The organism is Pelosinus fermentans JBW45 (assembly GCF_000271665.2).
Classification (GTDB): Bacteria; Bacillota; Negativicutes; order DSM-13327; family DSM-13327; genus Pelosinus; species Pelosinus baikalensis.
The window spans coordinates 3,719,931-3,745,775 of sequence record NZ_CP010978.1; the positions used below are offsets into that span (position 1 = coordinate 3,719,931).

General features: G+C 39.9%; 24 protein-coding genes and 1 riboswitch. Of the genes, 6 read left to right on the forward strand and 18 right to left on the reverse strand.

The window, feature by feature from the left end; genetic code table 11:
* Window positions 1-153 precede the first annotated feature (153 nt).
* Both JBW_RS16585 and JBW_RS16590 read right to left on the reverse strand, forming a co-directional pair.
* Window positions 154-2,025 carry a hypothetical protein gene (locus JBW_RS16585; RefSeq protein ID WP_007958476.1) on the reverse strand — a complete coding sequence of 624 codons (1,872 nt, stop codon included), beginning with the start codon at window positions 2,023-2,025 and terminating at the stop codon, window positions 154-156.
* Between the two features lie 291 nt (window positions 2,026-2,316).
* Window positions 2,317-2,892 (reverse strand): YqaA family protein, encoded by a 576-nt coding sequence (locus JBW_RS16590; RefSeq protein ID WP_007958478.1) that lies wholly within the window; start codon window positions 2,890-2,892, stop codon window positions 2,317-2,319.
* A 168-nt stretch (window positions 2,893-3,060) separates the two neighbouring features.
* Between JBW_RS16590 and JBW_RS16595 the strand changes: the two genes are divergently transcribed.
* Complete coding sequence (locus tag JBW_RS16595; RefSeq protein WP_007958480.1) at window positions 3,061-3,438, forward strand: CidA/LrgA family protein; 378 nt, start codon at window positions 3,061-3,063, stop codon at window positions 3,436-3,438.
* Between the two features lies 1 nt (window position 3,439).
* Window positions 3,440-4,135: an LrgB family protein gene (locus JBW_RS16600; RefSeq protein WP_007958481.1), complete on the forward strand. Its 696-nt coding sequence runs from the start codon at window positions 3,440-3,442 to the stop codon at window positions 4,133-4,135.
* A 120-nt stretch (window positions 4,136-4,255) separates the two neighbouring features.
* On the opposite strand, the gene JBW_RS16605 is transcribed toward JBW_RS16600, so the two are convergent.
* From JBW_RS16605 to JBW_RS16615, 3 genes are all read right to left on the reverse strand, one after another.
* A complete protein-coding gene (locus JBW_RS16605; protein WP_007958483.1) occupies window positions 4,256-5,827 on the reverse strand; it encodes a nitrite/sulfite reductase in 1,572 nt (523 codons plus the stop codon).
* 217 nt (window positions 5,828-6,044) lie between these two features.
* Window positions 6,045-6,356 (reverse strand): hypothetical protein, encoded by a 312-nt coding sequence (locus JBW_RS25805; RefSeq protein WP_007958486.1) that lies wholly within the window; start codon window positions 6,354-6,356, stop codon window positions 6,045-6,047.
* A 15-nt stretch (window positions 6,357-6,371) separates the two neighbouring features.
* Window positions 6,372-8,624 (reverse strand): TonB-dependent receptor, encoded by a 2,253-nt coding sequence (locus tag JBW_RS16615; RefSeq protein ID WP_007958487.1) that lies wholly within the window; start codon window positions 8,622-8,624, stop codon window positions 6,372-6,374.
* A gap of 329 nt (window positions 8,625-8,953) precedes the next feature.
* On the opposite strand from JBW_RS16615, the gene JBW_RS16620 reads away from it, so the two are divergent.
* Together JBW_RS16620 and JBW_RS26235 are read left to right on the forward strand one after the other, a co-directional pair.
* Window positions 8,954-9,532: a hypothetical protein gene (locus tag JBW_RS16620; RefSeq protein ID WP_007958497.1), complete on the forward strand. Its 579-nt coding sequence runs from the start codon at window positions 8,954-8,956 to the stop codon at window positions 9,530-9,532.
* Window positions 9,533-9,583: 51 nt separating this feature from the next.
* Window positions 9,584-9,787 (forward strand): helix-turn-helix transcriptional regulator, encoded by a 204-nt coding sequence (locus JBW_RS26235; protein WP_235333858.1) that lies wholly within the window; start codon window positions 9,584-9,586, stop codon window positions 9,785-9,787.
* A 90-nt stretch (window positions 9,788-9,877) separates the two neighbouring features.
* Here the strand turns inward: JBW_RS26235 and JBW_RS16625 are convergent, their stop codons facing one another.
* Window positions 9,878-11,566: a methyl-accepting chemotaxis protein gene (locus JBW_RS16625; RefSeq protein WP_007958499.1), complete on the reverse strand. Its 1,689-nt coding sequence runs from the start codon at window positions 11,564-11,566 to the stop codon at window positions 9,878-9,880.
* A 103-nt stretch (window positions 11,567-11,669) separates the two neighbouring features.
* Window positions 11,670-11,755, reverse strand: a riboswitch (cyclic di-GMP riboswitch).
* A gap of 169 nt (window positions 11,756-11,924) precedes the next feature.
* A complete protein-coding gene (locus JBW_RS16630; protein ID WP_007958500.1) occupies window positions 11,925-12,806 on the reverse strand; it encodes an FRG domain-containing protein in 882 nt (293 codons plus the stop codon).
* A 796-nt stretch (window positions 12,807-13,602) separates the two neighbouring features.
* On the opposite strand from JBW_RS16630, the gene JBW_RS16635 reads away from it, so the two are divergent.
* Window positions 13,603-15,207: an exosporium glycoprotein BclB-related protein gene (locus tag JBW_RS16635; protein ID WP_045820628.1), complete on the forward strand. Its 1,605-nt coding sequence runs from the start codon at window positions 13,603-13,605 to the stop codon at window positions 15,205-15,207.
* 238 nt (window positions 15,208-15,445) lie between these two features.
* Here the strand turns inward: JBW_RS16635 and JBW_RS16640 are convergent, their stop codons facing one another.
* The 11 genes from JBW_RS16640 to JBW_RS16690 form a co-directional block, all read right to left on the reverse strand.
* A complete protein-coding gene (locus JBW_RS16640) occupies window positions 15,446-16,207 on the reverse strand; it encodes a transposase (RefSeq protein ID WP_045820629.1) in 762 nt (253 codons plus the stop codon).
* A gap of 338 nt (window positions 16,208-16,545) precedes the next feature.
* Window positions 16,546-18,102, reverse strand: coding sequence for a DUF4127 family protein (locus JBW_RS16645; RefSeq protein ID WP_007959951.1), 1,557 nt, complete (start codon window positions 18,100-18,102; stop codon window positions 16,546-16,548).
* Window positions 18,095-19,789: a hypothetical protein gene (locus tag JBW_RS16650; RefSeq protein ID WP_007959950.1), complete on the reverse strand. Its 1,695-nt coding sequence runs from the start codon at window positions 19,787-19,789 to the stop codon at window positions 18,095-18,097. The genes JBW_RS16645 and JBW_RS16650 overlap by 8 nt, the downstream gene beginning before the upstream one ends.
* 23 nt (window positions 19,790-19,812) lie before the next feature.
* The gene (locus JBW_RS16655) at window positions 19,813-20,223 is read right to left on the reverse strand and encodes a divergent PAP2 family protein (protein ID WP_007959949.1); all 411 of its coding nucleotides are present in this window, start codon (window positions 20,221-20,223) and stop codon (window positions 19,813-19,815) included.
* A 12-nt stretch (window positions 20,224-20,235) separates the two neighbouring features.
* Window positions 20,236-20,580 (reverse strand): SMR family transporter, encoded by a 345-nt coding sequence (locus JBW_RS16660; protein WP_007959948.1) that lies wholly within the window; start codon window positions 20,578-20,580, stop codon window positions 20,236-20,238.
* 160 nt (window positions 20,581-20,740) lie between these two features.
* A complete protein-coding gene (locus JBW_RS16665) occupies window positions 20,741-21,649 on the reverse strand; it encodes a decaprenyl-phosphate phosphoribosyltransferase (protein WP_007959947.1) in 909 nt (302 codons plus the stop codon).
* A complete protein-coding gene (locus JBW_RS16670) occupies window positions 21,646-22,785 on the reverse strand; it encodes an iron-containing alcohol dehydrogenase (RefSeq protein WP_007959946.1) in 1,140 nt (379 codons plus the stop codon). The genes JBW_RS16665 and JBW_RS16670 overlap by 4 nt, the downstream gene beginning before the upstream one ends.
* 241 nt (window positions 22,786-23,026) lie before the next feature.
* On the reverse strand, window positions 23,027-23,494 hold the full coding sequence (locus tag JBW_RS16675) for a hypothetical protein (protein WP_007959945.1): 468 nt from the start codon (window positions 23,492-23,494) through the stop codon (window positions 23,027-23,029).
* A 178-nt stretch (window positions 23,495-23,672) separates the two neighbouring features.
* The gene (locus tag JBW_RS16680) at window positions 23,673-24,008 is read right to left on the reverse strand and encodes a hypothetical protein (RefSeq protein ID WP_007959943.1); all 336 of its coding nucleotides are present in this window, start codon (window positions 24,006-24,008) and stop codon (window positions 23,673-23,675) included.
* 27 nt (window positions 24,009-24,035) lie between these two features.
* Complete coding sequence (locus JBW_RS16685) at window positions 24,036-24,344, reverse strand: hypothetical protein (RefSeq protein WP_007959942.1); 309 nt, start codon at window positions 24,342-24,344, stop codon at window positions 24,036-24,038.
* Between the two features lie 466 nt (window positions 24,345-24,810).
* Complete coding sequence (locus JBW_RS16690; protein WP_007959941.1) at window positions 24,811-25,122, reverse strand: hypothetical protein; 312 nt, start codon at window positions 25,120-25,122, stop codon at window positions 24,811-24,813.
* Between the two features lie 289 nt (window positions 25,123-25,411).
* Here JBW_RS16690 and JBW_RS16695 point away from each other — a divergent pair, with 289 nt between their 5' ends.
* Window positions 25,412-25,774, forward strand: coding sequence for a hypothetical protein (locus JBW_RS16695; protein WP_235333866.1), 363 nt, complete (start codon window positions 25,412-25,414; stop codon window positions 25,772-25,774).
* Window positions 25,775-25,845 lie beyond the last annotated feature (71 nt).

The following is a 25,845-nucleotide window of genomic DNA, read 5'->3' on the forward strand; positions in this document are numbered from 1 at the left end:
TTAACTTACTTAATTCTAACTCGTTACCATTGCCGGAGCCTGATCCTTACTCACTTTCCAGTAAAATCAACTTTGTTCGGTGATTTCACAATCTAAAAATGGTTGTTTTCTGTTTTCCAGAAAACAACCATTTTTTGACACATTACGTGAAAATTAAATTTTGTTTATCATAATATTTGTGAGTGTAAGAGTCGTATCCTCAATACTTTTTCGAATGTCTGGCAAGCTTTGCTTAAATTCACTAATTGCTTCCGTATCGGGAAAGAGGACTCGCAAGTCTAATTTATTTTCTTCATATAACCGAAATACGCTATCCACAATACCAATATTTTGTGTATCCACACTTACTCTCATCCATGTTTCAAATTGTCGTTTTGTACCCTGACTATTATTTTCTTTTTCTTGATGATAAATATGAATATGGGTAGGATAAGATGTTCCATCAGCAAAATAGAGTGGTACAGAAAAGGACAATGTTTTATGATCGACTTGTCTTTCCGTCTCACCGGCGATTGATTTATACAGAGAATGAGCTAATTCTTTTATGGTGCTTGCCGATCTTTGCAAATTCTGTGAATCCGCATTTCGCCATGGCTCAGCTCCTGCGGCTTTTAATAGCACCCACATTTTCGATAATTCAGGCAGTTTACTTTTAGCTGCCATATCCTGCAATGCTTGGGGTATATTTTGCTCCACGGCCTTTGTCAGTTGTTCTAATCCAGACTGGGCCTTCTCCAATAGTTTGGCTTGATTTAAAGACATTTGTTGATTGAGCTTTTTCATAAGTGTTGTTAATTGCTCAATCGTTGTAGTGGTCCCTGCTAATTGCTTTGCAACTTGCGCCAATAAATCTGCTGCTGGAGCTGCCAAAGATTTCGCCGTCATATTTTCGGCCAAATTTGTCACAAGGTTTTTGACTTGTTCCGATATTTTTCCGTTTAATAGCGCTGCATTTTCAAGAGTTTTGCCTAAGGTCACTAGACTTTGTTCTGTTATACCTTGCTTAATGAGCTGCTGCATCATTTTACCAATTTCCGGCGGCAAACTTTGCCCAAAAGCTTCTAGCTTTGCAGCCACTGCACTTTTGTCAGGTGATGCTTTCATCTCCTGTAGAAGATGCTCTAATGTATTTGCAGCCTGCTGGAGAACCTTCGGTGCAATATCTTTAAATTGCTGGGCCTCCACCGCTTTTGCTACTGACCAGATCTCAGGTAAATCGGGTAAGCCAATTTCCGTTGCTTGCTGCTGCGTCAGCGGTATCTTACTTTCCAACAATTTCATCAATTGGACAACAGCCTTCTGGTCATTTTCCGTAAGCAGAGTCATATTTTCTGGCATAATCTGCTGCAATAATTGTTTTGCAATCTGTTTTACATCACCTTGGGATAAACTGCTGCTCCCAGTTAACTGTTTGGCTAGCTGCAGTATTGTATTTTCTTGGCTATCACTATCGAATTGCTGCAGATTTTCTGGAGAGAGCTGCTGCAAAAATTGTTCTACAGCCTGCCTAAGATTACTTTGAACCAAAACTGTCCCTTCTTTTGCTAGTAGCAGCAATTGATTGGCCAATTGATCAGGGGACATTCCACCTTGTCCTTTTAGAAATTCTGCTACTTTATTTAAAAAAAGTTTTACATCTTGATACTTATCCTGCTGCAAGGTTAGAGCTAATTCTAAGATATTTCCTAAGTTGTGGAGCTGCTCTGCGATATTTTTTTGTGTTTTTAATAAGTGATCCATCCCTTGGGATACATCTTTTGTTGACGACATTTGCTGCAGAAGCTGCTGGACGATTTTCTTTATATCCTCTGGCAATGATTGCAGTAATTTTTCCCGATTTTGCAGTGATTTGGCTAAGTCCGCCAGCTTTGTTTTTATACTATCTTCTAAGTTAACTTGAAAATCCTTTTGTACCAATTGATTGCTACTCGATAATTCACTCACTTCATGAGATTGTTGAGCATTCCCTATTTGAGCAGTTTCTGTAACCTTTCCAGGCGTCTGAGGAGTCTTCCCGATTTCCATATATCCACCTCTATTTCAGCATCCATTATAATACCAGTATACGGTAAACGATTGTAGAATCCTAGTCTAAAATTGCGAAAACCCTAAAGCGTCCTTAAAAACATATAAAACAAATTGAACCACAAAGACGCAAAGGACACAAAGGGGCTATTAACAACTTCTTTTTTGTGCTCTCCTTTGTGTGCCGCAGCGGCGGCATTGTGCCTTTGTGGTTCAAAACCTATGCTTTCTTTATTTATAAAAAAACCAGCCCGCAGGATGAATGCAGGCTGGTTTTTAACTACAAATTGATTAGCTTAATTTTCTTTGAGGAACTTTTCTCATCACGGCAATTGCCACAGCAAGAAGAACGATAAAAATGGTTACGCCAATCATAAAAGCATTGGAGTAAGTCTTAATTAGTTCAATCGCTTGTGGGCCATAATAAAAGATCAAGATTCCTTCCAAGAGAAATCTTTTTCCTCTTCCAAAAACAGAAGCGATTAAAAAGACTACCATGTTAATGCGAAAGACACCGGAACTAATGCTGACAAATTTATAAGGAATTGGTGCAAGGGCAGCAAGAAAAATGGCCCATCCCCCATATTGTTCCAGCCAACCGCTAATTTTCTCCACGTATTTATTGGGAACATATTTTTTTACAGCAATAATCCCATATTTATTACCAATAAAGTATCCAATAATTCCACCTAATACTGAACCGACAGTCGCAATAATCGAATAATAAATCGCTTTTTCAGGAACTGACAAAGCCATAGGGATTAATAGCAAGTCAGGTAAAATCGGCGAGAAAATCGATTCGATAAAGGATATGATAAAGAGTCCCACTACCCCAAAATTCTGAAAAAATACTATTAATTGTTCCACAACTACACCTCAATAAAAAATATACGTTATAGAAGTATTATATACTAATTTCAATTAGAATGTATATAATAAGCATTATTTTCCTAAATTCTATTACTCATTTTTCTGATTTACGTTATACTATAGACTTAAACTACTTGTACATCATACATGAAGAGGTGATACTGATTGCAGAACCTACTAAAGACAGTCGGACAAATATTCTTATTATGGCTGATTTATTTTATCAGTACGTGGACCGTAGAGTTCTTTCACTTGCCAATACCAGGCAGTGTGCTGGGCATGCTTCTTTTGTTTGCGCTACTTTCTGGGGGAATCATTAAAGAACAATGGCTTGCTCTCGGCGCAAATCCATTACTTAAACATTTATCTTTTTTCTTCATTCCCATTGCCGTCGGACTTATGGAGTGGGGAGAGTTATTTACACAAAAAGGACATCTTCTCTTTTTGCCTTTAGTCATCAGCGCTTTAGTTGCCTTGATTGCAACCGGAATCGTTGTTCAACTTCTAACTAAATCTTGCAAAAAAGAGGGAGGAGCGAACTAATTTGCCTGCTGCAATGTTGATCTTCCTTACGATTCTTCTTACTGTTATATTATATCTCATGAGTCGAAAAATATTTTTACACACTAAAAATCCCATATTCAACCCAGTATTATTAAGTACTACGGTCATTATAATTGTTTTTCATTATACGGGCATTACCTTTGACCAATACAAACCAGGTAAAGATATTATGACCTTTCTGCTGGGCCCTGCTACCGTAGCCTTAGCTTTGCCTCTTTATTTAAATCGCGGGGTACTGCTTCAAGCCTTGTTTCCAATATTATTTGGCATATGCTTTGGCGCTCTAGCAACCCTGACAACAGCTGTTTTGCTGGCCAAATTAAGTGGGCTTGATGCTCTTATCGTTGCATCCATCGCTCCTAAATCCATAACAGCTCCTATTGCTATTGAGATTTCCCGTCTAACCGGCGGAGATCCAGCTATTGCTGTTGCCTTCGTAGTTTTTACAGGTACCTTAGGTTCTATCATTGGACCTAGTCTTCTTTCCTCTTGTAAAATAACAAATCCAATCGCCAGAGGATTAGCCATGGGAGTTACTTCTCATGGACAAGGTACAGCTACCATTCTCCAAGAAGGGGCACTTCAAGGTGCTATGGCAGGAGTAGCCATGGCTGTAGCCGCTATTTTCATTTCCTTTATCGCCCCTTTGTATATTCCTTGGCTAGTGAACTTATAATTGCACGTCATTCATTCTTATATACAAAAAGGCCCTCATTCAAAGGAATCTTCCTTTTTGAATGAGGGCTGACTTATGTCATTTATGATTGCCTATTTTCCAGAATTCTGTTACCAATCCTTATAAAGAGTAATTAGCAACTAATGCTTTTACTTCTGTTTCTTTCTCTTTTATAAATTCATCAAAACATATACACTTTGAATTTACTTTTAGGTTAGCTAAGTCCAGCAGAAGGTTTGCTATTTTTTCAGCAGGGATATCTCCATATACATCTCCAAAACTTGCCACACCAGGACCGACTTTTCCGTTAAAAGACATCGCATAAGTTGGAATTACTCCATTTTCCGTACGGCCTCTTTTTCCAGTAAATCCAATTAACCCCTTTTGATGCTGTCCACAGGAATTATGACAGCCCGAGATAAATGCCCTTGGTAATGCAGCCTTAATATCCTCTGGTGCATCCTTAAAAGTTTCCAGAATGCTGTCTAATAACTCATGAGAATTATTAAGTCCAAAATTACAAATCGTAGGTCCTACGCATGCAACTGTATTTTCTATATTAAATATAGATGAAAATTCAGACGTTATCGCAAGTAATTTTTGCACGTCTTTTTCTTTTACATCTCTCACAAAAAGTCCTTGCGTTAAGGTTACACGTATTGATGTCTCATAATCTAAGTTTGTTAAAAAAGTCAATAATTCATTTAGATCATGGGTAGTAATTGTCGCTTTTCTAGGGTGAATATATACAGAATAATATCCTGCTTGTTGTTGTGGAAATATTACATTTTTATATTGCTTATCCCATGGAGATTGTATCTCCTGGGTAATTTGCAAGTTTTCTTCTGCAGAGTCAATATGAAGTGCTAAGTCCTGCCCGGATTTTTTTAATTCATCCAATTCATTTTTAAACATCTTAATAAACTCTTCTTCTCCTAATCTTAGAAGAACAAATCGCAATCTAGCCTTGTGCCTGTTCGTTCTATCGCCTTCTCTTGCGAAAACTTTTTTCATTGCTTCTACATAATATAATGCTTCTGTATCCACAATAAAATCTTCAAGCTTTAAGCCTACTTTAGCATTGCCACCAAGTCCACCAGCCCCATATACTTCAAAGCCTCTTTTGCCATCAACTATTTTAGCAATAAACCCTATATCAGCTATGGTTGCATTCGCTGTATCTTCTAAACTATTTGAAAATGCTATTTTATATTTTCTTGGTAAATTAAGATTAACAGGATCTGTCATCATGAAATTCGTAACAGCCTTAACATATGGAGTGACATCAAAAATCTCATCTTGTGCGACTCCGGAAAGAGGTGAACAGGCAACATTTCTTACACCATCACCACCCGCTCCTCGTGTAATGAGTCCGCATTTTAACAAGTCATCTAACACATTGCCTAAATCTCCAACTTTTACGGAATGAAGTTGAATGTCCTGCCTTGTTGTAAAACGCATATCAACACCGTATTTCTCAGCGATCTTACTTAATCCCTGCAACTGATTTGCAGTTGTTACTCCACCAGCAATTCTGGGTCTTACCATATATGTGTCCTTAGGTCCTTCTTTATAAATTCCCATAATAGAACTAAAGGCTTTCAAATTTTCTAATTTGCCTTCGTGATATTGCTGTAGCTTTTCTTTAAAATTATCCACACTTTTTAAAATATCTTCTGTAATTGTTATCATATCTGATTACCTCTTTCCTAATAATAAATTCAGTCCTTCAGGTTGTATTGATCTCCCATACCGAATGTCACATGAGATGATTATAACAACATCATATTGACAATTCAAGTTAATTTGAGCTATGGTATATTTGGAGTACCATAACTCAAAATTGACATAATTGACTACCCATTTAAAAAGAATACATACAAAAAATAATAAAATAGATCTTCATTATTTATATCACGCAATACTTGCTTGCAGTACGATTAACCATATAGAGATGAAAAATCCGCAGAATAATGCATTCTGCGGATTTTTTCATCTCTATACTACCCTTGCTTGCCTCAGCAACCTTATTCCGCCAAGCGCGCTGGGCAGTAAAAGCACCAAAGGCCCAGCGCAGCAGCAGAGCCGCCAACACGCTGGAGGTAAGCGCATAGCCGCCGAAAACGGCGGCTAGAATGCGCAATATGGTTTGGGTTGTTTTATCGGTGCCGGCTAAAAGTTCTCTTAGCCGTTTAAAAGCCTCAAGTGTTGTGGTATTCATAGTTAAATACCTCGTTTATATCTGGAAGGTTGCCGATAATTTAAAGGTACGAGGGCCGCCCAAGGTGGCATAATTCTCGCTACTAAAACTACCTGCCCAGTAGTGTTTATCAAATAAGTTTTCAACGCTGGCACGGTACGTGACCGGGACATTGTTGATGGTGGTTTTATAACGCGCGCTCAAATCATAGCGTACCCAGCTTGGGATTTTTGTGGTGTTTGCATTATTAATATATTGGGAACCGGTGTATACCGTCAGGAGAGACAGTGTTAAATCTTTTTTCCACGGCGTGTCCCATTCGACACCGACATTCATTGTCCATTTGGGTACGCCAAATGGTGTATTGCCGTTATTTGCGGTTGTGCGTGAACGAACCAGTTCGCCATGTGTATAGGCAATTCCTCCTAAAAGACGAAGGTTTTTCGCTACGCTGCCGAAGGTATTCCATTCAATGCCGCGGTTTTTCTGTTTGCCGTCATAGGAATAAATATTATCAGTAGTCATATAGCTTGGCATTTTGATTTGAAAAAAGGCCAGCGTATTGGCGAAATTTCCTTTGTCCCACTTGACGCCGATTTCTTGTTGTTTGGTTTTATACGGCGCCAGTACTTCATTGGCGTTGTCATACGTTGTAGCAACCACAGTTCCAGGGGAAAGTGCTTCAATATAATTGGCGTAGAGTGAAACCGATTCTCCCCACGGTTTGACTATGAGGCCAACCATTGGTGTAGTGGCGTCGGCATCGTAAGTGGTGGTTGAGGTCGGTGTTCCGGTGGCGGCAGTATTGGAGTATTTATAGCTTGTCTGGTTCACATTTTGCCGCCGTGCCCCCAACGTTAGCTGAACTTTATCTTCGTCAAAGGAAAGCGTGTCGGACAGAAGATAACTGGAAAGTTCAGTAACGAGTGTCTTATTACCCTTAGCTGGCTGCGCCAGGCTATTATAGTAATCGGCAAGTGAGATTGGGTTATAAATATTCGTTGGATAATTACCGCTGCCTTGGTTATAAGCATTGGAATAATCCGTATCCTGGAAGCTTGCACCTAAAACAAGCTGATGCTTTACCGAACCTGTCTGGTAAGTACCGCGCAGTCCAAAATCGGATGAAGTGGTATCGGTCCAGAAGTATTGCTTAAAGACATTCCGGGCGGTTGCCGTTCCGTCAGACTTGAGATTTAGAACATGATTGCCGTTGATGTAGCCGGTTGCGTTGGCTGATAATATACCGATATCGGCATAAGCGGTTAAATTGTCCTGGATGTCATATTCCCCCTTAAACAGGACACCATTATTCCGCGTCGTGCCTGACGTTCCCTTGTACACATTGGTTGATCCGTCCGGAGCTTTCACGTACCCATTGGCTAGAGAATACATGGAGGTAGCTCCATTGTCATGACTTTCCTGCGAACCGTATGCATCCAAGGACAGTCGCCATTTGTCTTTTTGATAATCCACACCCAAAGCGCCCAGCACCCGTTCTTTGGACTGACCGTCGACTTCGGTGTCACCGTCTGCATAGACGCCGTTGAAACGAATGCCCCATTCTTTATTTTCGCCAAACCGGCGCCCAATATCAATATGGCCGCCCAATTTGGATGAGGAAGTATAGTCAGTGGTAAAAGTAGTGATGTCCTCCTCGCCGGCGCGTTTAGGCACCAGGTTGATGGCACCGCCCACCGAAGTGCTTACACCGCCGTAAAGAAAGGAACTGGGACCCTTAAGTACTTCCACCCGTTCCAGAAATTCAACTGGAACATGGTATTGCGGCGCTAAACCCTGCAGACCATTAAAATAGAGATGCTGAAAATTTACTTCTAAACCGCGGATCATATAGTTTTCATTGCTATGACCGGTAGAGGTGGCGAAGCGGACGGACGGATCGTTGATGAGCACATCGTACAGCGTGTCGGCTTGCTTATCTTCGATAGTCTGGGCGGTATAGCTGGTAACGTTAAAGGGAGTGTCCATAAAATCCTTGTTGCCCAGTACGCCCAGGTTAGCCCCGCGGGCCACCTGACCTCCGGCGTAGGCAGGGGGAAGGGCCTGACTGCGATTGGCAGTAACTTCAACTCCTTCCAGTGTAAATTCACGCTGTCCGACGGTTGTTTCACTAGAAGCAGCTTGTTCTTCGGCGGCTTGTCCGGTAGCAGGAGCGGGTTCCTGTGTTTCTTCCGCCGCATAGGAAACTATCGGTGCATGCCAGACTAGACTACTGCCGATTAAGGCATATAGCAGGCTTTTTCTGGTACGGGACATTTTTTTTTTCATATTCTTCGACTCCTTTACGTGCACTTTACTCTAGGTGGACATGGTATGTTAATTATAATTGCTAAGCATCTAATCTAAATGAGGATTAATCTCAATGCTTATTAAACAGAATAACAAGTACAAGTGCAGGAGTAAATGGATATATTTCCAAGAAATCCTGGATTTTTTCCAAATAAATTAAATAATGCCCCATTCTCCTGATAAAATTTCTCTAATTAATAGGTTAGATAAATCATTGACAATCGCTGGATGAAAAAGTTATAATTGATAATCGATATCAATTATAACACAGAACTAATTATCTTTCTAGGAAAAAGGGAGGCAACTAAATGAATGTAAATATTAATGAACTGGCCCATTATTATGCCACAATCAATATTAGTATTATTGATGTCGCCAGAACTGTCGTGCCTCCTGGCGGAAGATGTTTTGGCCGATATACTCCCCCGTTTTCAGGAATTGTTTTTCCATTACGCGGGCGGGCGCGGATGTTCTTTAACGGTGTTCCTTATGAAATGGAATACGGAAAAGTCTTTCATGCCGGTCCAAATATGTCATTAGATAAAGAGGTGCAGGGACGATCCGAATGGGCTTTTATGGTCATACATTATCAGACTGATGATAATGCAGCTGATTCCTTTCCTTATGCGTTGGCCCATTTTGAACTGGAGGCTGGTTATAATACGCGTATCAATGACTTGCTGCATCGACTGTATAATAGCTGCACAACTCCAGGCAAACTGCCGGGATTGCGAGCTAAATCATTATTTTTCAGTATTATGGATGAGATTCTAACCAGTGCTGGCAACCGGCACAACGAAGGCGGACAGGAAATCGTAGAACAGGCCATGGAATACATCCATAGCCATTATATGGAATCTCTTAGTGTGCCAATGCTGGCTGGGTAATATGCTCTGAACAGCAAACAACTTGCCTATTTATTTCAAAAACATACAGGCATGGGACCAAATGAATATTTGATTGAATACCGGGTACGCCGCGCCAAAGAACTATTATGTACTACAGCTTGCTCAATAGCAGAAATTTCAGCTTGCGTAGGCTATTCTGATCCTTACTATTTCAGTAAGCTTTTTAAGAAACGTACAGGTTTCTGCCCCAGTATGCTGCCAAAGTTGTCTAACAAAAAAAACAGATTAATATAAGATGTTGTATCTCTTTTTCCATATTCTTTCTAAAAAAATGGCATCACTAGACAAAGTTGTCTAGTGATGCCATTACGCACTTTCATTTAGTTATAACTTAAACTTACTGATAATCTCATTGAGTTCTTCTGCCATTTTTGCTAAAGATTCAGCATTATGATTGATCTCATGCATACTGGCACTTTGTTCTTCAGATGCAGCGGCTACCGTTTGTGCACTTGCTGCAGTTTCTTCTGCAACACCGCTGATATTTTGGACATTCCCTACCATTGTTTGGGTTCCCTTTGCTGTTTCTTCAATTGTATGCGTTATTTGAGCAACTACAATTTTCACCTTATCAAGCTTATCAATAATAACTTCAAACCCTTTTTGAGTATTGAATGTTACTTGTTTTCCTGCTTCCACCTCATGGTTTCCTTGACTTACATGTAGGACAGCATAGTCAATGTCCTCCGTCATTTTATTAATAATTTCAGCGATATGGCGTGTTGCCTCAGCACTTTGTTCCGCCAGCTTCCGAACCTCTTCTGCGACTACTGCAAAACCTCTTCCTGCTTCACCAGCGCGAGCAGCTTCAATAGCAGCATTCAACGCTAATAGGTTGGTTTGACCTGCAATGCTTTGAATGACTGTAACGATTTCTCGAATGTTTTCAGACCCTTTTGCCAAGGAATTTGCCGCCTCTGTAATACTGATCATTGATTTTGCAACAGTTTCATTCTGCGTAACGATCTGAGTCAGTAAATTCATCCCTTGGCTTGCCTCTTCAACAGCATTTTGAGTATTTGCATTCACTTCATAGGCATTCGAGTTCATTTCCTCAGTACTTGCAGAAAGTTCCTGAATCGTAGCTGACATCTCTGTTATATTCGTAGTATTCTGGGCTGACCCACTCGCAACTTCCGCTATCGTATTGGAAACAATTTCTGCTGCACGTAACTGTTCTTCTACTGTTGCACTTAATTCTTGACTAGATGCTGCCAAGGATTCAGAGTTTTGGCGTATTTGTCCCACTAGCGAACGCAGAGCATTCTTCATTTGAGACATTGCAGTAACCATATCACCTATCTCATCATTAACAGCAGCGTGTTGCTCAGCAGTTGTTAAATCGAAATGACTGATTGCGTCCATTTCATTCCGAACACGACGCAAGCGTTTCGCCATATACCTACTGTACCAGTATGCTAAACTACAAACGAAGAGTATAATAAGCATACTTAAAATTCCAACCAAACTCTTGGTATCTTTTTGTTCCTGCATAAGTTTAACCGTTGATTGCGTTAAATATTTTTCTTCTAAATCAAAGGTTTTATCAAATTGCAGGTCTATCTGCTGTGATAAATTTCTCCCTTCCGCAAGCAACGTATTGAAGGAAGGGCTGTTAGCTTTTTTTGCATCCATAAGCTGTCCCATTTTAAGACTATAGTCATCCATCATCTTTTCTAGTTTAACAGCTTCTGTTTTCACTTCTGGATTTTCCACACCAGATACAAATACCTTTAAATCTTTTGCGCTATTCTCAAATTCTTTTCTGGAATTTTGTTCATAACTGCTAATCGAGTAGGCCATAAAGCCTCGCAATTCAGCAATACCAGTATGCATTCCATCCTGTGCCTTGGTGAGTAAGAGCATATTTGCGGAAGTATGTGTAATTAAATTTTCATATGTATCACTTGCTGTCGAATACTGATATGCTGTATATCCAAGCAGTATAAGCAGAAAGAAAATAGAAGTGAGAAACATACCTCCTAATTGTGCAACAATAGGTATTCTACGCATAAAATAACTCCTTTACATTTTAATTGTTAAGACGGCTGCATAAACTCGTTTATCGCATCTCCTTCCATAAAAAAAACCAGATTGTTACATGAATTGTAATTCATATAGCAACCTGGCAGACATAGATATAAAATCGTTAGTCCCATAGCTTTGCGTCCTTAACTTTCGCTAAGTTTGCCGAACATTAAATGGTATTAAATTTATGTATTAATAATTCTCCTTAAACTTCCAAAATCCTCTAAATTAAGACAAATATTTCGCCTTGTTATTACACTCAAAATCGAGTAGAGGAAGGCCATGTGCCTGTTCTTGTATTCGATAAAATCGATTAACAGCGAGAATCCACTTAAGAAGTTCATTATTCGCTTTTTGGATGCAGATTTAAATATCTGCATTTGTTAATCCAATCCTTAACAGCTTTTGCTGCTCCATCAAATCCAGAGAATAAGGTCGAGGCTGAAACTCCATATAGTTCGCACAAATCAAGAACTTTTGCAGCATATTTTACAGGTAATGTTATCTTCCATAAAGGTGTATTGGGGAAGGATGCAAACTCATCTTCAAGAGGTTTTTGGGGAAATGGCTGTCCTCTGCCTATTGGTTGCTTTAACACCGTAAACAAGCCCGATTGAGCCGCAAGATTGCTGCTAGTAGACCCTGGAACTTTAATTATATTTATATTTTTGTATGAATGAATCTTTTCTACATTCAATGCCCATACTGCAATTTTAGTATTATTCTCCTCAATATCACGCTTTGCTAACGCGGTGGATGCGGCAAAATATGCTGCAACATAAGAACGTTTAGACCAATCGAGAAGATGAGTAGGCACACCATGATGCTGAGCTAAAGCCATTAGCTCTATTAATTCTTCATTTGGCCACTCAGATGGATTAATATAATATTTATCTGCTGGATAGGTTCGTGGATCCAAATTTTCACGAAGTTCAGCAGAGTCATTAACAATTTTAAGACCAAGTAAATCACATTGTGTTACAAATTGTTCTAAGATAGCTCTTTCAGAGAAAATTTGTTCATCTGCAGTCATTTCTCTTTGTCCAAATATTATTTTAGAGGGACTATTTTTTCGTAGTATGGAGGGTATGAGATGCCAACTCGCATCCCTCTGTCCACGATAAATAAATTGGCTCGGCTTATCTCCTAGAGTTTTTTGAGGCGATAATATATCCCAAAATTCATCAACAGTATTAGCTTCTATAAGATTAAATTTGTTAAACATAAATCCTCCTATTGTAGAACGAATACCTACTTTACACGCTGCTTAACAATAATACTCATTTAACATTCTGCTCAATTTTAATCCATTACTATTCATTTCCTGTTTTTTGTTAGTTCCGCCTTTTTATAAAAAGACAGACCTACTCCACTACTTAATGGATAGACTGTCTCTTACATGAAAAGCATATAATTCATAAATATGTATCACTAGGCAACACTCTCCAGAAAAAGCGAGGTCAATTATACAGTTATTAATATTCTCGTTTTAAATACCAAATTGATCAGTCTCAATCCACTCCATACTTAGAAGAGACCAGAAATCAGTTGCGAGTTTATTCAAAACGTAATCATATGGCAGCCAACCATAACCTTGATCCCCCCAAGTGATTCCCCAAGAATTACGAATTTTTAACATTTAAAAAATAATTAATCCAATATATTTAGAAGAAATGAAGAATTCCTCAACCAACAAGAAATTAGCTGATTGAGCATTTTACCTTTTTAAAAAAGCCGCTAGTGGCATATTGCAAATCATAGGCACATTCACCGCGATTTCCTTCTTCCTGGGCAATTTTGTGCGTAGATACTCTCAAGGCTCAACTTGCAGTTTTTTTCTGCTGGTTGAGCCTTTTTTCGCGCAAAACTTCCGATTGAACCCTAAACGAACTATCCCTCGACTCATATAAATAGAAGCTAATCTTTTGTCGTTATGCTTACATAATGGCGTCACAATGTTATCACCATTTACATATAATAATAATAATAATCCAATATTTTTAAAGGAGGTCAATCTTATTATGTCCTTTGACGATACATCAATGACTAGATTCTCACCTATAGTTCCTAAATTCCCACTATGCACATCTCCAGCAAATTGCTGTTGCATCGATACTACTAAGTATACTGGTGCTACTGGCATAACTGGAGCAACTGGAGCTACTGGAGCTACCGGAGCTACTGGCGATGCTGGTGCTACCGGATCTACTGGAGCTACTGGAGCTACCGGAGCCACTGGCGATGCTGGTGCTATCGGTGCTACCGGATCTACTGGATCTACTGGAGCTACCGGAGCCACTGGCGATGCTGGTGCTACTGGAGCTACCGGAGCTACTGGAGCTACTGGAGCTACCGGAGCCACTGGCGATGCTGGTGCTATCGGTGCTACCGGAGCTACTGGAGCTACTGGAGCTACCGGAGCCACTGGCGATGCTGGTGCTATCGGTGCTACCGGATCTACTGGAGCTACTGGAGCTACCGGAGCTACTGGCGATGCTGGTGCTACCGGATCTACTGGAGCTACTGGAGCTACCGGAGCCACTGGCGATGCTGGTGCTATCGGTGCTACCGGAGCTACTGGAGCTACCGGAGCTACTGGCGATGCTGGTGCCATCGGTGCTACCGGATCTACTGGAGCTACTGGAGCTACCGGAGCTACTGGCGCTGCTGGTGCCATCGGTGCTACCGGATCTACTGGAGCTACCGGAGCTACTGGCGCTGCTGGTGCTGTCGGTGCTACCGGATCTACTGGATCTACTGGAGCTACTGGAGCTACCGGAGCTACTGGCGATGCTGGTGCCATCGGTGCTACCGGATCTACTGGAGCTACTGGAGCTACCGGAGCTACTGGCGCTGCTGGTGCCATCGGTGCTACCGGATCTACTGGAGCTACCGGAGCTACTGGCGCTGCTGGTGCTGTCGGTGCTACCGGATCTACTGGAGCTACTGGAGCTACCGGCGATGCTGGTGCCATCGGTGCTACCGGAGCTACTGGTGCCACTGGCGATGCTGGTGCTATCGGTGCTACTGGTGCTACTGGAGCTACCGGAGCTACTGGAACTACTGGCGATGCTGGTGCTACTGGAGCTACTGGTGCAACCGGTGCTGGAGCTATCATACCCTTTGCCTCAGGCGGTCCTGTTATATTGACAACGATAGCTGGTGGCTTAGTTGGCACGACAAGTCTCGTTGGCTTTGGCTCTTCCGCAACTGGCATTAGCCTTCTTGGTGGAACAATTGATCTCACGGGTACTGCTTTAGGACCAATCATTAACTTCTCCTTCTCGGTTCCCCGCGATGGAGTTCTTACGTCAATAGCAGCCTATTTTAGTAATACAGTGGCATTGGCTCTTGTAGGCTCAACAATCACAATTACAGCAGAATTATATGAATCCACCACACCAGACAATACCTTCACTGCAATTCCAGGAGCCATTGTAACATTGGCACCACCACTAACCGGTGTCGTTGCCCTTGGAGCGATTAGCAATGGCATTATTACTGGCTTAAATATACCAGTAACTCCGGAAACTCGTCTGCTATTGGTATTCTCTGCAACAGCAGCAGGGCTTACTTTAATCAATACTGTTACAGGTTATGCAAGTGCAGGCCTTAATATCGTTTAAAATAGTTTAGTAGTGTAATCAATACAACTATCTAGATAATATGCAACTGATTATCATAGGAAATCAGGCTCCTGACTCCGGTCGGGGGCCTATTTCCCTTCCAGAAAAGCAAAGGCATAAGCCGCTAAACTGCAAGTAAGTAACTAACTGTCCTAACGTCACCGCTGCGGCTACAATAAAACTGTTACAAATACCCTACAGGGTAGACTTTTAAACTCAAAGGGACGGTTCTATCGAGTTACGCTTTAGAAATTACAGTTTGACAGATACCTGTCACTCTTGCTATCTGTCGCGTTGATATACCCTCTACTCCCTTTATTCTCCTTATTATCTCATCTCGTTTTATTCTCTCCATACTTTGCAACTCGGTAGCCATCTTAACATTTGCATACTTTTGTATCATTTTCTTGGTATCTTCATCTGTTATTCTTTTTGCGTCCTTAATTTCAATACAATTATCATCAGCTTGTTCATTCATATATTTTTTAAAACTGGCGATAGATCTTTCGTGTTCTTCAGCAAAAATAGCTAATATGAAACCAGTCTCGACGATTTTATTCTGACCTATGTATTCAACATAACTGCTCCACTTATAATTAACTACACTTTTCTCTTTTCCAGCTTTTATTGGATTTTGATGAATATATCGTAATACTGTCAGTAAATATGCATCCGTTTCCACAACTTCACTTTTAAATCGATCTTGAAATAAGTGACCAACTCGATCATATTTACGATTGTACCACGCCACATAGCTTACTCCAATTCTCTTCATAGAGTGTCCGATTGGCTCTTTACCTTCCTTAATCAGCAAGTGGATATGATTATCCATTAAACAATATCCATATAGAATATACCTAGCAATTTCTTTATAATATTGTAAATTTCCTATAAACTTTTCTCGATCTTCATCATCCTCAAATATGACTTGCTTATTGATTCCCCGTATAATTATGTGATAGATTCCACTTTCGCTCCTTTGACGCGCTTGTCTGGACATTTCTTATCACCTCATTGATATTCTATCACTTATTTCTTTTAAACTCAATGGAACCGTCCCTTTGAGTTTTTCTTGATGGACTTTTTAGTGACTTTCCCGATCGCTGGTCATAAATCCCGCTCTAGTAAGCAGACCACTGGCCTGTTTCTTTAGCAAAAATGTGAAAATTGCCTCTTACCGGTGTCACAAATACTGTCTGGCCAAGTTGCGGCAGTATTTTAATAAAAAATGGTTTACACTTTTAATACAATAAAAGTACCCTACAGGGTAGACTTTTTTAGTGTCTACTTTGCAGGGTACTTTTCATTGTGTTTTTTCAATTCATGGATTCTACAGCATTACTGCGCTTTCACATCTACTTCAAACATGCGATTCCAAGGGAAGGATACTTCTACTTTTTCCAACGGAAACTCACTCAAATTTTGCTGAGCAAAATTCTGTATGCGTTTGGTAGCATCTTGGGTAAGGGTGGGGCGCATTTCATTTAATTGTACATTGTTGATTCCTTGAGGGATTAACACTTCATTCATTAGATCACTGCGCACATTGGCTTGATACGCCCAATCATCTAAGAGACGAACAGCAATGAGATTATTTTTGTCGGAGGCTGCCATGCGCTGAGCAAAAGCAGCTTGTCCAATGGTATAACCAATGGTGTTGCTGGCTGTATTCCAGCCAGAATAAGATTCTAACTGAGACGCCAGTTTGCTATCGGTCATTTCTTTCATAAAGGCATTGTCGGAACCATTGGCAAAAGAAATATCTGCCACCGCTACTTTTCGCCCAGCATTTAAGTAGCTTTCGATCTGTTTTACAAAGGCAACGGTTTCTTTGCTGGCTTTTGTTTTATTTGATTCCATGCCTGCTTCTCTGGTCCAGCCATCTACTGGTGTATTGACTGCCAAAATCATATCAGCTACTTTATCCGATAATAAAGGTACAAAACCTGCAGCAAACAAATGATCTCTTACATTTTTGCCAACCGGAGTATCTTCATAAGAAGGAATCGTCTTATTACCAGCACCCTGGGTATAGATCACAGAGACGGTAGGTATGGTGAAGGTCAAATCATTCACGGCTCTTGTCAGCATGAGCATTCCTAACTGATCTGCACCGGGAAAAGAAGAGTATTTGCTGGCAGATAAATCGGCTGTTTCTTTTCCTAGCCATCTGGATTCCTGATGAGATCTTGACAGCGGGGAGCAATCATCACGACCGATTAGCAAGTAATTAAAGATATTTTGTTTTGCTGCGGAAACAAGCTGTAAATTTGCTTTAAAGTTCTTTTCACGCCTGTTTACCCAATCTTCCATAATATCTTTCGGAACTTGCGCATTTAATGTCTCTAATTCTTTCTTTTCTTTTTTACTTAACTTCTCCATTTCACTTTTATCTTGGAGAGCGTGAATGCGAAAAATCGCTGGTCCATAGGTTTCGTAATACGCTGGTTCTACCCCACCGCTGGAAGCATGGGGACTACGCATAATCGTACTAAATACATATAGGCGTACAGAAGGATTCAATTCCTTTAATTTTTGAAAATTTGCCACTCTTTCCAGCAGCACTTCCTCACTGATTTCATGAGTTCTAGAAGCAACCAATCCGCCATAGATCAGTGCATCGGCTGACACTACGACTCCGTCTGCTTCTTTCGCATGAGCAAAGACCCATTCCCATAGTTGGTCGGGATTCGCACTTCTCGTTCTGGCTGCAAGAGAGTCTTCCGGTGGAACCAGAATATCAAATCCACCTTTTTTTACGGTATCGACTACGTATTCATAACTTACAGGGCGATTGTCAAAGGGGACATACATAAGGGTTTGGGCATATCCTGGTGCATGGATAAAGAATAGCAGGAGAAAAATTGCTGTTAAAATACCTTTTTTATTATTCATGTTCATCCATCCTTTCTTTTGCAAAAATAGCTGCTAATGATTGTTCTTTCGCTGGAGCAGTTAAATAGTTGTACCTCATGACCTCAATATTCATATCAGCAATATCTGCTGGCGCATCCACAAAGGAAATATTGTTTTGGGCAAACCGCACATAGTTCGAGGTAAACTCGCCAAAACACACATTGATGGGATTATGATATGCAGCAATCTCTTTTAATTCTTGTCTTAGCGCCTGGGTACAGTAATAATTACCAAGAATATAGGGATAGGAAATCAAGGCCAGATTGATCACAGCCGCTCCTGCTAGAATCCTTCCGAGATAACGAATTGCTTTTTTCTGATTGGACCAAGCAATGAGTGCAAGACAAATGCAGGCGAACCAAATTTGCGGCACATATCGTGCCCACCAAGATTCCGGATTTATGAATGCCGATATCATAATACTCACGACCAAACCTACCCCATAAAATGTATCCTTCTTAGGAGACCAGAATAAGAATAGCAAGATAAAACCACTAATCACCAGCATACCGCTAAACCAAGGACCAAATCCTCCAATTCGAATATCCGCGCCATAAATGAAAGGTCTAAGCTCTTGTGCATTGACACGAAAAGGAGGCTTTACCACGGGTTCTTCCATATCAAACTGATTCGTAGCCATAGAGAAATTAGCAACGTATAGTTTCTTTATTCCACTCATTTGTAAAAAACCCTTTGGGGAATTACTGGTCATAATATCCATCGACTTTGATCCTGCACCATATAAGGGATAAAAAGGATGCCCATAAAAAAGGCTGTTGGTTATATACGGATTATAACCAAGTATGCAAATCCCCGCAATAAAAGCGATGATTGCCGCTTTCCCAAGGTTCCAATAACTTTCTCGTTTCTTTAGCAGCCATAGCCACCCGCCCAGTAACCCTATACAGGCAACGGCATATACGATACCGGTAAATTTTACATTCACCAACAAACCAATGCTCATGATAAAACCAGCTAAAACAAATCTATCATACTGCCTGATCATTTGATAAGACAAAGCCAATAAACACAATAATAGAGATGCCAATTGTCCATCGATGTAAAAGCTTAGGGATTGATAAATGCTTACCGGATTAAAAGCCAATAGCAAACTAAAAAATATGGCTTGGTTTACACTACATCTCTGACTATTCTGTAACGCAGAAAACGTTAATAGAAAAGATGCTGTGATCAATAGCAAATTGAAGGCTTTGCTCTGTTCGATTTGTCCTGTTACCGTATATAAAACCGCTTCATAGATCCATGGCCCTTTTGCATAGTGATTTAGCAGCACAGCAGATTGGGACTGTTCTTTTGTCAAATACTGCTGAAAAGGATTCCAGTGATTAACCAATTGTATGACTGCTTCTTGATGATACACCTGCCCATCATAGGAAATATCATAAAACATACCACTTAGCAGCATAAAAAAGTACATTAGCAGTATGGACAGACTCCCTATACTAAAAAGCCATTTCCAGTTATTTTCTTTTTTATAAAAAATTCCACTAATAAAAACAAAGATAAGACTACCAGCGGCTGACAGCCATAAATGAATGGGCAGCAAGAATATGCCCATTCCAAATCCAATAGCTGATAGCGCTAAAATAAAAAACATAAAGGACAATAAGGTTAGCCCTAATATAAAAGAAAAGCTTCCTATCATATATTTCCTCCCAACTGAATCTGTTACATACGATAAAAAACAAAAGCCAATAAGAATCCTACTATAAGCCCCCCCAATACTTCAACGGGAGTATGCCCCTGCCGCTCTCTTAATGGTTTTGTAATTTGATGAGGTCCTATATGTTGATTGATCATCGCAGCCTGTTTTCCTAATGCCCGCCTGATCCCCATTGCATCAAACATGGTAATCATAAGTACTGCTACGCCCAAGCTAAATATTGGCTGATTGATTCCTTCTGATAAACCAATAAAAAAGACTGTACTGCTAATGACAGTAGTATGAGTGCTTGGAAATCCCCCATTACCAATTAAAGTAACAGCCTCTTGGCGAAAACGAATATAATTTATGATAAATTTGACTGTACCTGCTGCGAACCAAGCAATAACAGGTATTACGGCATATTTATAATCCAATATAACATCCTCCTAGGATCTGGCTACTAAGGTAATACCTGCTATAATAAAGAGCATTCCACCCATCCTTAACCAGTTTATGGGTTCATGAAAAATAAAATAGGAGGCAATAAACACTAGAATATAGCCTAAACTTACCATAGGATAGGCATAGCTAAGTTCTACTTTTTTCAAAGCCATAATCCATAAAATTGTGCTAATACCATACAAAAATAATCCTAGCACTATCGGCCATTTGATTTTTTCTATTATCGTAACACCAGGATTTTGAACCATTTGCATGGCCCCTAATTTAAAGGCAATTTGACCTACTGCACCAATGGTTACCGAGATGATAATTAATAGTAAATCTTTCATTTACATGTTACCTCTAAATTTCATTAGGATTTTTATTCGATGACCAAGTCGCTCTAAGACTCCCATCTTATCAAATTAGGAGTTAAGAGCGACTAAGTCCCTGGATAAGTGCGACTAAAGATTCAGGCGGAGTTAAAATTCCATCTGAATCAAGTCATCTTTATTCAAAGTAATATAAAATAGTCACAACCATAGCAGCGAACAATAAAACAGTACCTAAAATATGACGATCTTCTACCAGTACTTTTTCAGGCCTTCCCCCTTGCCCTTCTATATGAATTAAATACAGATAACGAAAAATCCCATACATGACGAGAGGAATGGTCCACATTAGATGAATGGTATGGCCTGATGTAAAGGTAAATAGAGAATAGCTCATAATCGCCGCTGTAGTAACAATACTATTTAATTGATCCAATAATTCAGGAGAATATTGTTCTAATACCTTGCGGTGCTCACCTTTATGATGACTGAGCAAATATAGTTCATGTCTGCGTTTGCTGATGGCTAAAAACAAAGCCAATAGCATGGTACAAATTAAAAACCAAGGAGTAAAAGAAACATTAATAGCTAGTCCTCCCCCTATGGCCCGCAAAACAAAACCAAAGGCAATGACCATAATGTCAATAATCACAATCTGTTTTAACTTCACAGAATATGCTACATTCACCATAAAATATCCGAAAAGTAATAGGCAAAACCAAGGCTCCACTATAAATGCTGCTGCAAGTGAACTGCATAATAAAACACTCCCAAACAATAAGGCACCCAAAGGATGTAATCTGCCAGAAGCAATAGGCCGATAGCATTTCTCCGGATGTTTGCCATCGGCTTCTCGATCAATATAATCATTTACAATGTAAACACAGCCTGATGTTGTACAAAACAAAATGAAAGCAACTGCCGATTGTACCAACATATCCACAGATACGGTTTTAATGGAAAAAATCAACGCAGCAAACACTAACAAATTTTTTGTCCACTGTTTCGGACGCAATACCATTAGATAGGGCAAAACCTTGTCTCCATCTTTATCTTTTTTTATAATCGTCTGCTCCAAAAAGCTCATTTATAAAACGCCCCATCATATATCTTCTCTACAATACCCGGAATCTCCCCCGCCGGATCATTGGACAAGTTACCTGTTACTTTACTTGCCAAATAACTCACATCCGCTTTTGTCAAAGAAAAATCCGTCAAACTAGGATTTATATTTATACTTTGCCTAAATTGGCGATAAACATGCATAAATTCCCTCTTATTAGAGCATCTCGTGCCATGTAATGCTTCTGCAATATGATTGAATTTCTCATTGGAAATCTCATAGGTCAAATCCAGCCAGCTTTCAAAGAGAGCCATTAATCCGCTGCCGTGACTACTATTGGTTTTTACACCAATTGGATACTGTAAACGGTGAGGCAGACAAGTGCTGGAGTTAGCTAAATTGAAACCCATTAGCATACTGGCATACATCATATAGGTACGTGCAGTACTATTTTGACCATCTGCTAAGACCTGAGGCAAATATTGCCCTACCAATTGTATCGCTTTTAAAGAATTGCTGCCAACCAAAGGACTTAGCCCGCTTTTTGATATATAGGTCTCTACCCCATGAGCAAAGACATCAAAACCGGTCTCTACTGTAGTTTCAGGTGATAAAGACATTGTCATTTGTGGATCAACGATAGCAATGGCAGGAAAAAAACCTTTATGACGAAAACTAGTCTTCGTACCAGTGCTCTCGTCGGTTAAAATTGCCGCCCAATTGGTTTCAGATCCTGTACCTGCCGTAGTAGGAATCGCTACAAGAGGAATATCAACATGAGTAATCGGTAACTGACCTAATAAATAAGGCTCCACTTTTTCTCCTGTGGACAAACCAAGAAGAATACCTTTCCCAGCATCAATGGCACTGCCACCGCCCAGGGCCACTACAACCTCAGGCTTCCAGCTAGAAAATTTCTCAACACAAGCGTTGACCTCACTAGCAAGAGGGTTAGCACTAATTCCTTCAAATACCATGGATTCAATGCCTAAACCAGCAAGACCATCTACTAACCTCCTGGTGAAACCATATTTATTCATCGCATATTTTCCTGTAACAATCAGTACCTTTTTGCCAAGGGTTTTAATATAAGCGGGAGCCTTTCCAAACTCACCACAGCCAAAGAATATTTTAGTTGGCATATAATAAGTAAAATGCATGGCATTCAACTCCTATTTATTTATTAACTCATTCATTACTATACTAAAAATATCGTATAGTGAAAAGTAAAAGTTTCAATTGCATATAAGAAAAATGCTGACTCGGCCTTAAAACGAATCGAATCACAAAGACGCAAAGGGGTTATGAGCAGCGGCATTGTGCCTTTGTGGTTCATTACTTTTTTGCATAAAAAAACTCTGGTAGAATAGCATACACTATTTTACCAGAGTTTTAGGTGTATTATATATTGGCAAGTAGCTGTTGTAATACTTTGTATTTGGCACCATTATAGATTTGATCAAAATCTACAATATACCATTCACCATTTATTTTTTCCAGGCCCACTGGTTTAATACTCATTTTGACAGTGTTTTGCTCCTGAATTGTTACAACAACAGCTGCATAATTACTTTGTTGTGCAACTTGCTTAATGGATACAATATTTGCATTCTTAATTTCTTGAATTCCCGATTGTCCCTTCATGAACTTTAACACGGTTTTAGGATCATTCTTAGAAGCGCTCGATACATATAAACCAGCTTCTGACATGCGGTCATTCTTAGCTGCGTCAAAAAAAGTGGTTACCGTTTCTATCGTACTCAATCCAGCTACTCGTTTAACTCCTGAAGAACCGCCACAACCTGCCACTAGTATCACCAGGATTAACATACTCACAGTCAATAGTACTCTTACATTTTTCTTAAGCATTCCTTATTCCCCTTCTGCATAAACTAACATAAACTAGTTATGTACACTTGCATCTTATCATAAAAATCGATTTTCGTCAGCCATATTACAGCTTCCTTTTTATGGCTTTTCCAAAAGAGTATGGAAATCATTTACTGTCAAGAACAAGGATATCCGTGAAAATTACCAGACTTTGGGCTTATCGGTGCCTATGCTCCCTGATGTTGCGCAATTCTCTTTCATGACGCTCGATTTCATGTTTCTGCCGTTCACGCCATTGCTTTCTCGTCTCATGCGGACGACGCTTCATTTCTCGTTCGTGCCGTTCATTCTCAAAACGTTCTTGTCTCTGTCTTTCTCTGTCCCAGCGTTCACGATCATGTCTATCACGACCTTGATCATGTCTGTCATATCCTCGTTGCATAGGAGTAGGATTATTTTGTAATGGCGAAGCCTCTATTATCGATGCACCAAAACCAACTTGCATGATACCAACCATAGAATATATGGCTATTTTTTTAACAATTCCGTTCATAAGCTCCCCTCCTTACTATACCCCTAATTATTGTGTTAAAATATAAAGTAATGCAATTCCTCCAAGCGTCCTCATGACTTCTTCATGATGTTCTTTTTCCCTTTCCTGACGTTCTTTCCATTGCCATTCTTCTTCATGATCACGCCGCTCCATTTCTCTTTCATGACGAGCCCTTTCTTCTTGAATCTCATGATCCCGATGATCCCGATTATCCCAATGCTGCTTATGGTGTCTATTCTCATGTCTTGGTGATGCTTCTATTACTGACGCCCCTATACCAAGTTGTATGATCCCAATTAGCGAGTAAATGATTCCCTTTTTAACAAATCCTTTCATGAAAAACCCTCCTTAATTTGATAATATCATTATAATCTGGAAATGTGACAAAATTATGACTGCTTAGTCATAATTTACATTTTTTTAATCTTGAAATTATGCCTTATTACTGCACATTTCCCATTGCTTTCAATTTGACACCTCCTATGTATAGTTAGCATACAATATAGTAATCAACAACATTATCATAATGGGAGGAATCGTCATGGGCTTTGGATTCAATGGCAATAATGGCTGGGGTGGCAGCTGGTTTATTATTATCATCATCATCATCCTTTTGTTGTTTTGGTGCTCATTTGATAATTTTTAACCCTTGCTAAGCCAATAGCCAAACTATGTCTTTTGCAGCCACGTTTCACCAAGGCGTGGTTTATTTTTTTTGTAAAAAAAGCCATGCCCAGGATTTTCCTTTCCTAGACACGGCTTAGATGCGATTGCTTACCATTCTCAATATGAAATAATTAAATTAACTAAGTTTAATCTGCATTTCAGAATAATCGTCAAACTGATCTCCAAGACCCTCAAGGGCTTTTTCAACGTTTGCAAGAGTTACTGTCAAAGGGTTCTTTGGATTGCCCAGATGAATATCGAATCCAAATATCTGTTTCCCATCAACATGGTAAACTTTATTATTATTGATATTAATATTTGATATTACTTTATTTTGAAACAATCTGTGAGCTATTTCTTTAAATAATTCCATATTGGTACTAACAGGATCTTTCGTGACAAGTTCAATAGTAAATATTTTGTATGTTTCATCACATGCGGTACACATTTATTAACACATCCTTACATTCTTTCCTGTATACTTCGCTAAAATACTACGTAAATCCTTTAAATTTCCTATCCATTTCAAACATACGAAAAACACGTCCTAAAACATAGCCGTTGGAACCACAAAAACACGAAGCCGCTTACGCGGACACAAAGTGGGGAGAATATAAGAAAATACAGATAAACAAGATACATCCTGTCATCTAAATGAATCACTCTTATGTATCAGGAATCATATTATGTATAAGATACATTTCCATGCTACTCATGTAAGGCAGGAGGCGATACTTATGGATTATCGGGATTGGAAAGACCCTGAAATTGAGGATTGGGAAGAAGACCCTGAATCTCGCGCAAAATCTTATCATTCAACTATTGGAGTTGGGTTTGGTATAGGCTGCCATCCTCGTCATACTTGTTCTCCCAGACCTTGCTGGCCTAGACACAGTTGCTGGCCGCAACAAGACTGTTGGCCGCAACAAGGCTGTTGGCCGCAACAAGGCTGTTGGCCGCAACAAGACTGTTGGCCACGACAAGACTGCTGGCCACGACAAGACTGCTGGCCACAGCAAGGCTGCTGGCCACGACAAGGCTGCTGGCCACGGCAAGGCTGCTGGCCACGAGAAGGCTGCTGGCCACGAGAGGACTGTTAGTGGCATGACAAACTAACAAGAGCTAGGAAAATTCGTAACCTTACGAACCCCTAGCTCTTGTTTTGCAATGA